At 55.8% G+C, this 11269-nt stretch carries 10 protein-coding genes and 1 pseudogene; 8 read left to right on the top strand and 3 right to left on the bottom strand.

Annotated elements, in window-relative coordinates; translation table 11 throughout:
* Window positions 1-92: 92 nt before the first annotated feature.
* Both ACLHZ1_RS19795 and ACLHZ1_RS19790 read right to left on the bottom strand, forming a co-directional pair.
* Window positions 93-1196: a histidine kinase dimerization/phospho-acceptor domain-containing protein gene (locus ACLHZ1_RS19795; RefSeq protein ID WP_427263438.1), complete on the bottom strand. Its 1104-nt coding sequence runs from the start codon at window positions 1194-1196 to the stop codon at window positions 93-95.
* Window positions 1186-1851, bottom strand: a complete 666-nt coding sequence (locus tag ACLHZ1_RS19790; protein WP_020833793.1) for a response regulator — start codon at window positions 1849-1851, stop codon at window positions 1186-1188. Before ACLHZ1_RS19790 ends, ACLHZ1_RS19795 begins: the two co-directional genes overlap by 11 nt.
* A gap of 167 nt (window positions 1852-2018) precedes the next feature.
* Here ACLHZ1_RS19790 and ACLHZ1_RS19785 point away from each other — a divergent pair, with 167 nt between their 5' ends.
* From ACLHZ1_RS19785 to istB, 8 genes are all read left to right on the top strand, one after another.
* The gene (locus tag ACLHZ1_RS19785) at window positions 2019-3335 is read left to right on the top strand and encodes a ferredoxin reductase family protein (RefSeq protein ID WP_020833792.1); all 1317 of its coding nucleotides are present in this window, start codon (window positions 2019-2021) and stop codon (window positions 3333-3335) included.
* Between the two features lie 76 nt (window positions 3336-3411).
* Entirely contained in the window at window positions 3412-3792 is a 381-nt protein-coding gene (locus tag ACLHZ1_RS19780) for a PepSY domain-containing protein (RefSeq protein ID WP_020833791.1), read from the top strand.
* A 54-nt stretch (window positions 3793-3846) separates the two neighbouring features.
* Window positions 3847-4320 (top strand): DUF2271 domain-containing protein, encoded by a 474-nt coding sequence (locus ACLHZ1_RS19775; protein WP_019677799.1) that lies wholly within the window; start codon window positions 3847-3849, stop codon window positions 4318-4320.
* A gap of 22 nt (window positions 4321-4342) precedes the next feature.
* A complete protein-coding gene (locus ACLHZ1_RS19770; protein WP_020833790.1) occupies window positions 4343-6559 on the top strand; it encodes a PepSY domain-containing protein in 2217 nt (738 codons plus the stop codon).
* A gap of 75 nt (window positions 6560-6634) precedes the next feature.
* Window positions 6635-7387, top strand: a complete 753-nt coding sequence (locus tag ACLHZ1_RS19765) for a VIT1/CCC1 transporter family protein (RefSeq protein ID WP_011784790.1) — start codon at window positions 6635-6637, stop codon at window positions 7385-7387.
* Window positions 7388-8099: 712 nt separating this feature from the next.
* Window positions 8100-9374, top strand: a complete 1275-nt coding sequence (locus tag ACLHZ1_RS19760) for an IS4 family transposase (protein ID WP_103261613.1) — start codon at window positions 8100-8102, stop codon at window positions 9372-9374.
* A 10-nt stretch (window positions 9375-9384) separates the two neighbouring features.
* A complete protein-coding gene (locus ACLHZ1_RS19755) occupies window positions 9385-9648 on the top strand; it encodes an HNH endonuclease signature motif containing protein (protein WP_270825567.1) in 264 nt (87 codons plus the stop codon).
* A 159-nt stretch (window positions 9649-9807) separates the two neighbouring features.
* Complete coding sequence (gene istB, locus ACLHZ1_RS19750) at window positions 9808-10563, top strand: IS21-like element ISAs28 family helper ATPase IstB (protein ID WP_021141277.1); 756 nt, start codon at window positions 9808-9810, stop codon at window positions 10561-10563.
* Window positions 10564-10691: 128 nt separating this feature from the next.
* Here the strand turns inward: istB and ACLHZ1_RS19745 are convergent.
* Window positions 10692-11141 (bottom strand): annotated as a pseudogene (locus ACLHZ1_RS19745) (IS1595 family transposase); the annotation flags it as partial.
* Window positions 11142-11269: the final 128 nt, after the last annotated feature.

The raw sequence follows: 11269 nt of genomic DNA, 5'->3' as shown, positions 1-11269 counted from the left end.
GGCCTGTTTGAGGATGGCGATGATTTGGGCATCGCTAAAGCGTGATGTTTTCATGTAGAACCTCCTGCGTTCAAGATACGAGAAAATTCTACTTATGAGCACCCCAGGTTTTCGGGGGGATTACCGCTACGGGAACCATGCTTAAGGGCATTCTCGATCAGGTTACGCACCAGGATGGCGAAGGCATCGGGATCAAGAAAGGAGTTCACTTCGCGCTCCGGCAGGGATAAAACAACTCGCCCGGGTGCCTGGGCCTCAAAATCCCGGGCAATCATCGCGAGGATGGGCACAAGATCCTGCTGGCTTTGTGAGAGTGCACCGCCACCTTCTGCTTTTGCCAACTCGAGCAGTTTTCCGGACAGCACCGAGAGACTGCGTAACGCTTCTTCAATTTCTGCAACATCATTCTTGAGATAATCATCGGGCATTCTGGTTTTCAGTCGCTGCACTTTGGCAAGCGCTGTTGCCAGGGGAGTTCGCAATTCATGGGCACTGTTGGCGGTAAAGCTGCGTTCTGATTCGAGAGCACGATGCAAACGCTCAAGCAGCCGGTTGATGGCACCGGCGATTGGTTCAAATTCACGGGGTAACTGCTCTTCTACAACAGGGGACAGATCTCCCGCGCCGCGGGATTCAATGTCTTGCTGAAAATCGACCACCTTACGAAGGGAAAGCCGGACAATCCACCAGACACCCAACAGGCTGACCGGAATCAGCACCAGTAAAGGCAACAGTAAGGCTAATCCCGCCTCCAGAGCGGATTCACGCCGGTGCGCCAAGGGTTCGGCCACTTCAAGATAGATGGTATTGCTGACTGCAGATACGCCATATAGCCGGTGGGTCAGAGTATCTGAAAACCCTTCCGCGGGGGTCCTGCTAAACACGCCAGGGTCGGCATCGTGGGACTGGAGCAGAATATTTCCAGCTTCGTCCCGTACCAGATAGGTCAGGTATTCGTCATGGTCTTTCAGGGCTGGGGCCTTTTGATTGCCCGCGCCGTTCTCACGGTTCAGGATGTCGGTGACCGCCAGTGGCAGTATGCGCTGGGCGGTTTCTTCCAGGGCACTGTCGAAGACCTCGTTCATTTCATGCTGTGCCACCAGTCCCGAAGCGGTCACGCCCAACAGCCAGAGTAGGGTGACACCGAGTGTCAGGCCGATACCGAGTGTTTTTTGCAGGCTGGTTCTAGTGGTCATGTGTTTCCAGGCGATAGCCCATTCCCCTGACGGTTACGATAGCGTCCCGCCCCAGCTTTTTACGCAGACGGCTGACATAAACTTCGATGGTGTTACTTTCGATTTCGGCCCCGAAAGCGTATAGACGATCCTCCAGTTGCGATCGCGATAACAGCATTCCGGGTCGCTGGATAAAGCCCTCAAACAATGCCCACTCCCGTGCCGTAAGTTCTACCGGCAGGCCGTTGCGACTGATGCGGTGATCGCCAAGATCAATCATCAGCTCGCCCACTTGTATGATCGGGCTTGGATTGCCGCGATATCGGCGAGCCGCCGCGGCCACGCGGGCCGACAACTCCGAAAGATCAAAGGGTTTGACCAGGTAGTCGTCAGCACCGGCATTCAATCCTTCAATCCGGTCAGACACCTGATCCCTGGCGGTCAGAATGATCACCGGTGTTGTTATTCCGGTAGCCCGGATCGTTCGCAAAAAGCCGAAGCCATGGCCGTCGGGCAGCATCAGGTCCAGCAGAATCAGGTCGTAGGCTGTGGTCCTGATACTCGCCTCAGCAAAGCGCAGAGTTTGCACCCAGTCCACGGCGTGGCCGTCGTCCGCAATCTGATCCCGGACCGCCTCGCCCAATCCCGCCGTATCCTCCACCAAAAGAACCCGCATTGTTCACCTCTGACCCAGCCCTGAAATCAAGATACTACAGCTCGAACCTGACAACAGCCTGAATGGTCAATAACGCTTCGATCTCTCTTCACCGACCTTCAGCTGGCTGTCAGGTTTGGGCGCTAGCCTTCGGGGGAATATTCCAGGTACCGATCGCAGGAGATGTGATGATGCGGATGATTTTTCCTTTCGTTGTGTTGGTTTTGGGCCTATGGGCCTGGAACCTCTTTGCAGGTCCTGGGGCCGGTTCTCCCTGGGCAGTCTATGACCAGAGCCTGCTGCTCAGTGGGCTGTTATCCATTGCTCTGATGTCACTGACCATGATGCTGGCACTGCGCCCAGCCTGGTTGGAGAGACCGCTGGGCGGGTTGGATCAGATCTATCGCACCCACAAATGGGCGGGCATTCTGGCAGTGGTATTCGCGGCAGCTCATTGGCTGATTGAAATGGGTGACGATGTTATAGAGTCGATTTTCGGAAAGGCCGGCAGGCTGCACGATCAGGATTATTCCGGGTTCATCGACACCATGCGCGATGCTGCGGAAGAGGTAGGGGAGTTCGCCGTCTATCTGCTGTTCGCCATGCTGTTGATCACTTTGTGGCGCAAGTTTCCCTACAAATACTGGCGTTATTTGCATCGCGGCATGCCGGTGCTTTATCTGTTGCTCGCTTTCCACGCGGCGTGGCTGACTCCGCTGCAATGGTGGCAGCAGCCAATCGGACTACTGATGGCCATTTTGCTCTTTGGCGGGAGCATCGCCAGCGGGCTATCTCTGACCGGCAGAGTTGGTCGTCGTCGCCAGGTTCGCGGCATGGTCACCGCGATCAAAACACCAGACCGGGACGTCACCGAAGTTACCTGCCACATGGGGCCGGCATGGCCCGGTCACCGTGCGGGGCAATTCGCCTTTGTGACCTTCGACCGGATTGAGGGTGCGCACCCGTTCACCATCGCCAGTGCGGATCGGGAAAATGGCACTGTTACCTTCCTCATCAAATCCCTCGGAGACTTTACCCGCAATCTGAGCCAGAAAATCAGCGTGGGGCAAACTGTAAATATAGAAGGCCCTTACGGCTGTTTTAACTTCGATCGCCGCAACCGCAAATCCCACCAGATCTGGATAGCCGGTGGCATCGGGATCACGCCGTTTCTGGCCTGGCTCGAAGCTCTAAGCAGCGCCACCGACGCCACCGTGCCTGAAGCCGATCTGCATTACTGCACGCGCAACGCCGGCCAGGATCCCATGGTGGATCGACTTCGGGCGCTTTGCGATGGCTTTCCCGGAATACACCTCGAGATTCATGACAGCAGCAAGGGGCAGAGGTTGTCTGCCGAGACGTTGTCTACCAACGGACGCTCGGCAGCAGGCGCAGAGGTCTGGTTCTGCGGCCCGGCAGGGCTGGGGGAAGCCATTAGAAACGGCTTGCGGGCAGCACCCTTCCGCCTGACTCGCTTCCATAAAGAAGCTTTTCAGTTCCGCTGAAATGGCCTCGTTTGTTCAGGTCGTTGTCAGGTTAGCGCCTTAGAGTGGATTTAACACAACCAGCAGGAGAGACACCATGAAGACCAAACCCATTATTCTGAGCCTGTCTTTGTTACTTCTGAGCGGCACCGCACTGGCCGATGACGACTGCGATGATCCGGTGGCGAGTTGGCAGCCCCGTGAAAATCTGCGTGAAAAGCTGGAAGCCGAAGGCTGGACAGTTCACCGAATAAAGGTTGACGACGGTTGTTATGAAGTCCGGGGCCTCGATGCCGATGGGATCAGGGCAGAAGCCTCTTTCGCGCCCGCTTCATTGACCATGATGAAATGGGAGCGTGAAGACAGTGACGATGAGGAGAGGGACCGCGGCAACAGGAAAAATGGACAGGACAATCCCAAAAGTCAGGCGCCACGCAACGGCATCGTCAAGGGGCGTCCCACGGTTACCGTTGAGTAACTGAGCGAATTTGCCCTGTTCCTTTAACGTTCATCAGGTTTTTGGAGACCATTTATGAAAACGTTTGTTCTCACTTGCAGCCTTTTCGCCGCCTTGGCTTTACCGGTATTCGCCCAGGCCCGTGACGTGACCTTCACTACGGAACTACAGAATTACGGCGGCGATGGAGCCTATCTGGCGCTGTATCTTACCGATGCCGCCGGAGAGTATCAGGGTACCCTTTGGGTTTCCGGGAAGAAATCTAAATACTACAAACACCTGGGAGGCTGGGCCCGGGGCAGTGGGCTTGATCCTGCAGAGTATGACGGCTTGACTGGCGCCAGTGTTACCAGTGGCCGCACGCTGAAAGTGACTGTGAACCTCGATGATTCGCTGATCGACAACGGCTATGAGGTTCGAGTCGACTCTGCTGTTGAAGATATGCGCGATATCAGAGCCGATGTGATAGCCCCCCTGACCACCGAAGGGTCCGGAAAGCCGGTTTCAGGACGTGGTTACGTGCGCGCTCTGACCTACGAGCTTCAATAATTCACCAGGAGCATCGGCTATTATGTTGCGCAAGTTCCACAGTTTACCGGGTTTGCTTGCAGGCGTGTTCCTGATCGTTCTCTCGGTCACGGGAGCTGTGTTGGCTTTGGCTCCGACGCTGGATAGAGTGTCAGCGGTCATTCCGGCTTCCGGTGAAGTCAGTATTGCCGAGCTGGCAGACCGGGTCGTTGCTCACTATCCCGGGACTGAGCAGATCGTGCGAGAGCCTTCTGGCAAGGTCATTGTCTATTACAGCCGTGACGGCCAGGCCGGTGCGGATCTGGTGAATCCGGTAACAGGTGAGGGCACGCCCTACGAACCTTCCGCATTCTTTGGCTGGATCAAGGATCTGCATCGTGCGTTTATGCTGGATGATGCCGGTAGAGCGCTGGCCGGCGTATTGGCTGTTTTGATGGTGCTTCTGTGTCTTTCGGGAATATTTTTGATAGCCCGGCGTACCGGGGGTTGGAAGAATATATTAAGACCGCTTTCCGGCTCTGGCGGGAAACGAATCCATGCCGAATTGGCCCGGTTTGCCGTGCTCGGCCTACTGTTATCCGCGCTGACCGGCAGCTATATGTCCGCACAGCGCTTTGGTTTGCTGGCTGAAGCGCCTGACACCGGGCCAAGGTTTCCGGCTGAGGTCTCGGGCGGGCAACCATCGCCTGTGGGCACCTTAAAAGCCCTAGGCAATTTCGATCTTGGCGAACTCCGGGAACTGGTGTTTCCCTATCCCGGTGATCCGCAGGATGTCTATTCACTGTCAACCGCCGGCGGCTCCGGATTCGTGGACCAGGCTACGGGCGAGTTGCTGCAGTTCCAGCCGCGCTCTGACAGCGGCGTATTGCAGGACTGGATTGTACGTTTGCACACCGGTGAAGGCCTATGGTGGCTTGGCCTGATTCTTGGCGCTGCGGCACTGACTGTGCCAGCTCTCTCGATAACAGGTGCAACCATCTGGTGGCAGCGTCGCCGGTCTTCAGGGCAGCTTCCTGACAACGCCGATGCCGCTCAGGCGGATACAATTATTCTGGTCGGCTCCGAAGGTAATGCCACCTGGGGATTTGCCCGGGAACTCCATAGCAGCCTGAATAAGGCCGGTTTCCGCGTGCATTGCAGCGAGATGAATGCCCTGGCTAAGCAGTATCCGCAGGCTTCCAGGCTGTTCGTGCTGACTTCGACATACGGCGATGGTGATGCACCCGCATCGGCCCGGCAGTTTATGGCCAGGCTCAAAGAATTCCGGGCTGAGAAGAACCTGCGATACACGGTACTGGGTTTTGGTGACCGGCAGTTTCCGAACTTCTGTCAGTTTGCCTTGTCGGTGGATGCTGCGCTCGCCGGTAAAGGCGTCAGCCGTTTGCACGCCATTGAACTGATTGATCGGTGTTCTGCCTCGCAATTCAGTGAGTGGGGAAACCGGGTTGGTGAGGTTATCGGTACTCCGCTTTTCTTGAACTACTGTGCATTGCAGCCAGCAACGGTCAAACTGGAACTGGTAGAAAGGGCGGATTACGGGATTGCGGTTCAGGCGCCCACCAGTATCTTCCGGTTCAAACCGGCGGAGCAGGGCGGATGGCTAACGGCTTCTCCAAGAAGATTTAAAGCGCTGCCACCGTTCGAGGCGGGAGACCTTTTGGGGGTTATTCCCCCACACGGTCAACCCCCGCGGTTCTACTCGCTCGCGTCCTCGGCAAATGACGAAATTGTTGAGATATGCGTCCGTAAGCAGGCCGGCGGTCTTTGCTCCGGTTATTTGCATGACCTCAAGCCGGGTGATTGTATCGATGGCTTCATCCGCCCCAATCCAGGCTTTCGGCCAGCTACCGGTAACCGACCAGTGATTCTTGTTGGTGCAGGTGCCGGGATTGGTCCGTTAACCGGTTTCATCAGAAACAATACCAGTTGCAACCCTATGTATCTGTACTGGGGCGGTCGCGATGCCAGGTCAGATTTTCTCTACCAACCTGAGCTTGGGCGCTATCTTGAGGATCATCGACTGAGCGGGCTGAACACAGCCTTCTCAAGAACAGACGAGCGCGCCTACGTGCAGGATAAGCTCAAACAGGATGAATTAGCCGTGCGACAGATGGTTAACACCGGTGCGCAGATACTGGTCTGTGGTGGCCAGGATATGGCGGCGGCTGTGCGGCAGGTTATAGAAGACATTCTCAAACCCTTGCACATCGATATTGAAACTCTGAGAGGCCAGGGACGTTATCTTGAAGATGTATATTGACAGATAAAGTGACAAGGTCGAACTGAGCCTATAATCCCAAAGCACCAAATCGCGTCCTGAACAGGAAGCTGAAAGATGCCATCCACAGAAAATGAAAGACTGCTCAGCGAGCACCAGCCTAATGCCGTTCGTGCACGGCTTGCTGGTCCCGTTAAGGCCTCGACGCTACCAGATGCTGTGCTTGGCGGCATCGATGGCTGCGTTACAACGTTTGCGGTTGTATCGGGTGCGTTCGGCGCAGGTTTCTCGCCACAGGTTGCGTTGGTACTCGGCTTTGCAAACCTGATTGCAGACGGCTTCAGCATGGCGGTAAGTAATTACGAAGCGGGCCAGGCGCAGTTGAATCAGATCAAATTTGCTGAACGCACAGAACGTGAACATATCCGTGCTGTGCCAGAAGGTGAACGTGAGGAAATTCGCCAGCTGTTTCAGGCGAAGGGATTCGACGGCGAATTGCTGGAGCAAGTAGTGGAGGCTATCAGTCGTAATCCCGATGTGTGGGTAGCAACCATGTTGCGAGAAGAGTACGGACTCTCGGGTGCCGGACTCAGCCCACGCCGAGCCGCGTTGACTACCTTCGCCGCATTTTTGTCGGTTGGTGCTTTACCTTTACTGCCTTATGCCATCCCGGGTATGGAGAGTCAGATTCAGTTCCTGACGAGTCTTGGTTTGGCAGGCGTCGTCTTCTTGGGTATCGGAATGCTTAAAAGTATCGTCTATGGCTTACCAGCAATGCGATCAGGACTCCGGACTTTGATCATGGGTACGGCCGCAGCGGGGCTGGCGTTTGCTACTGGGCATTTTGCGCAGGGGTTATTGGGGGGTTAGTTCTTCAGCGGTGAATAGACAATTTAACATAATATTCCCCTAAGAGCTGATATTCATTCGCGTACCCGCTATTGGAATTAACGGCGGATTTCTCGCTCTGTTCGCCCAATGAGTGTAGTTGCAGAATTGAATTTTTAAAGCACAACTCATGCTGAAATGAAAATTATTTAGCAAGGGCCAGTCGTCGACTAATTACTGCGCAACTTTATGAATTGTGGAAAAAATGGTGTCGATATCATTGATGCCAAAGGCTTAGCGTACAATTTTTTCCGTTTCGTGAACTGACCCCACATGGGACGGCTACGACGACCGCCAGAAGAGCAGCGTCATGGTGAACGTCAATTCAGGTCGCCACCGAGGCGAATCTGGCCGCATTACTGCGTCGGGCGGCAAGTCTTTCTCGTGCACTGCCCAGTCAGGCCGCGAACGATTTCCAGCAAGCGGTCGCCGCAGAACTGGCGGAACTGCCTGCAGGCATTGCTGGCACTGAGGTCGAACGAATGGTTCGCCAGCGCGTTGGGCAAAATAAGTTTCGTGATGCAATGCTGGATTACTGGGGTGGAGCATGTGCCGTGACGGGGGTGGCTATACCTGAGGTGCTGCGCGCCAGCCACGCCACATAGACAGGATCTTAAGCGGAACATGATGAAATAGATGGAAAAGTGGCTCTTCATGTGATCTCGTTAAGTCGCCAAACACAAGAGGAAGAGCCATGGCCATTGTCGGTGCAACTCGGCGCTTGAAACAACTGTTCAATGCCGACTGGTTGAACAAGATCGCCAGAGAGTCCAAGTTCATGCTCCGTAGCCGCGACATCACCCCGCTGCCGCTGGTATCGGCACTGGTGGCCTCACTGGGCGATGGTAAAACGGCTTCGATTGCTGCCATCCACCGCACCTTCAACGGGATCCACTCTGATACGGCACAAGGCGTTGCCTACAAACCGTTTCATAACCGCTTGCGGCAGGTGGCCTTTGCAACGCTGATGGCAGCGGTTGCCCAGCGGGCGATGGCCTTGCTTCTGGAGCCTCAGCCCCAGGTGGCATCGAAGCTCAACCGCTTCCGTCGGGTGCTGATTCACGACGGTTCTTCCTTTGCCGTGCATCGCGGACTTGCCAAGACCTTTCCCGGCCGCTTCGGTGGCGCGGCAGTCGAATGCCATCTGACCCTGTCGCTGTTAGAGCAACAGCCGCTCCGGCTGGAGATCACCGCCGATACGCAGACGGAGCGCACCTTCCTGCCGGAGGCGGCGACGCTGACGGGCTCGTTGCTGCTGGCCGATGCCGGTTACATCAGCGCCAAGTACATGAGCGAGGTGGCGAGTTACGGCGGTTTCTATCTGATGCGCTACTCGAAAGGGCTGAACCCGACGATCACGCAGGCCTACAACACTACCGGCAAGCGACTCAAACCGCTGCTGGGGCTCCGCTTCAAAGCACTGCGGCGGCGGATGAGCCGCAGTGACCTGCTCGATCTGGACGTGACTTGGGAAGGCAACGATTGCCGGATGGTCTGCTACTGGCATGCTCGGGAAAAGCGCTATCTATCATGGCTGACCAATCTGCCGCGCGAGCTGTTTTCCGCGGTCGAGGTGATGCAGTGCTACCGGCTGCGCTGGCAGGTCGAACTGCTGTTCAAGGAGCTGAAAAGCCACACCAACCTGCACCGCTTCGCGACGCGCCAAGAGGCCTTGGTGACGGGGCTGATCTGGGCCAGTCTGCTGGCCTTGGTGGTCAAGCGGTTTGTCCTCCAGCAGGCGCAGCAACAGACGGGAGCGGGGCCGTTATCGTTCCTGAAAATGGCGTCATCGGCGAAGGATTGGCTGGCGCCCATCATGCGTTCGCTGGCCACGCGTTACGGCAGCCAATTAGAAGCTGATTTTGGCTGGGCAGTGGCATTTATTGCTGCCAACTGCCGCCGAGATAGGCAGAGTAAATCACGCCAAGACAACAGCTTATGCGCTATTCTTGCGGCTTTCGCGGCTTAAGGTACAGGGTATGAGCCACGCCAAGCCTTGGGCCGAATGCGGGACGGACGCAGAGCGGTTGGATGTGTTCAATGGCTTTTTGCTGAGCGCCAACCTCGACGCGCTATTTGATCGCTTCCTCATAAGTTTTGACGAGCAAGGTGTGCTGTTAACCGCGCCAGCTTTGGCGGGGATCGACTTGCAGCCTCTGGGTATTTCGCACGGTATGAAATTGCGTTGGATCGATTCTCTACATCAGCCGTATCTTGCGATCCACCGTTCCCGATTATGCTAAATTGGTGTCACACTTTATTACTCCATCATCCAACGGTTTCTGGCTGAATTCGTTAGTTGGTATCCTACTTTATTTTTGTGCAGCTGTTTTTTGGTGTCTAAGAATGCGGCGTGTAGAATGATTTAGTGTCCAACTTTATTACACGCATACAAGAAGCCCGTGCAATTACACCTCAATGAACAACTAAGCCGCCTGCACTTGAGCGGTATGAAACAGGCCCTGAACCAGCAGCAGGCCCAGAGCATGCTGTACCTGGATATGGGTTTTGAAGAGCGGCTGCAACTGTTACTGAGCCATGAGCTGGTGCAACGGGAGCAGAGGAAAACCAACCGTTTGGAGAAGCAAGCCCGGTTCCGGCTCGCCGGACAGGTGGAGCAGCTCGACTATCGGGCGGGTCGAGGCGTGAGCCAAGCGCAGATCCGCCAACTGCTGGAAGGACACTGGCTGAGTCATCAACAAAATCTGCTGCTGACGGGCGCGGCAGGCTGTGGCAAGAGTTACCTGGCGTGTGCTCTGGGTCGTTACTTTATCCGGCAAGGAGTGGGCGTGCGGTATTACCGGCTGAAAACCCTGCTCGAAGAGATGCGACTGGCACAAGCGGATGGCAGCTATCCGAAACTGCTGGAGCAAGTAAGTCACATAGGAATGTTGATCCTGGATGACTGGGGCATGGAGATGCTGGACGCGAGCGAACGCAGCAACCTGCTGGAGATCATCGATACCCGCTACGGCAAAGTCTCAACGATAGTGGCGAGCCAATTGCCGGTGGAGAAGTGGTACGGAATGATCGGAGAGGCAACATTCGCCGAGGCAATCCTGGACCGATTGATCCACAGAGCAGTGCGCGTGACCTTAACGGGAGAATCGATGCGAAAACAGGGTGCCAACTTGACCGAAGCCGATCAGGCGGAGTAAAAGAAAGACGCTATAAACGCGGGCAGAAAAACGGTGATCGGCATGATGTTATTGGCTGATCGACATGATGTTATTAGCCATTGACCCAATCTGAACACTCGAGTTAGAAACGGGGTGACGTGAGCGCGTTAAGGATCAGGGTGTTCACGTTGGCCGGAATGGCTGTTCAACTTCGCCGGAATACGCACCTCCGCTATCTTGATGTAACTCTGGTTGCCATCCGTGCACAGAATGGAGCCAGGAGTCAGCAGGGGGTGGAGTTCCGGTTCGATTACACGGGCGCTCTTGTCCAACAGCACCGCATCGCTCTCACGCCCGTACCGGTCCAGGGCTATCAATGCCGGCACCAGTGGCACATGGCCATGGCCCTTACCGCCATGCCGCCGCGCGGGTCGTTCCATATGGCGACGCCCCTTGAATGATTCGGGGGTAAACACTTCATCTGCTTCCACAATCCCCGACAAGTGAGGGGCGCGAGTGGTGAGGGCGTAGCGCATAAAGCGATGCCGCCAGCGAAAGGAGGTCTTTAAGTCGATACCACATTCCTTGGCTGCCGCGCGCAATGACAGTCCTCTACTGGTAAGCGCCGCTAAATCGACCTACTTGCCTTCGTTGTATTGCGCCACTTTTTTTGCAATGGGCTCCAGCGGGACGTTCCAGGGTAGCAGGGCTTCGAGTTTTTCCAGGCTATCGGCCTCGCCGATCT

It is taken from the genome of Aeromonas sobria (assembly GCF_050266975.1).
Lineage (GTDB): Bacteria > Pseudomonadota > Gammaproteobacteria > Enterobacterales > Aeromonadaceae > Aeromonas > Aeromonas sobria_B.
The sequence above is the reverse complement of the archived record's forward strand: the minus strand, read 5'-3'. Positions and strand labels throughout refer to the sequence as shown.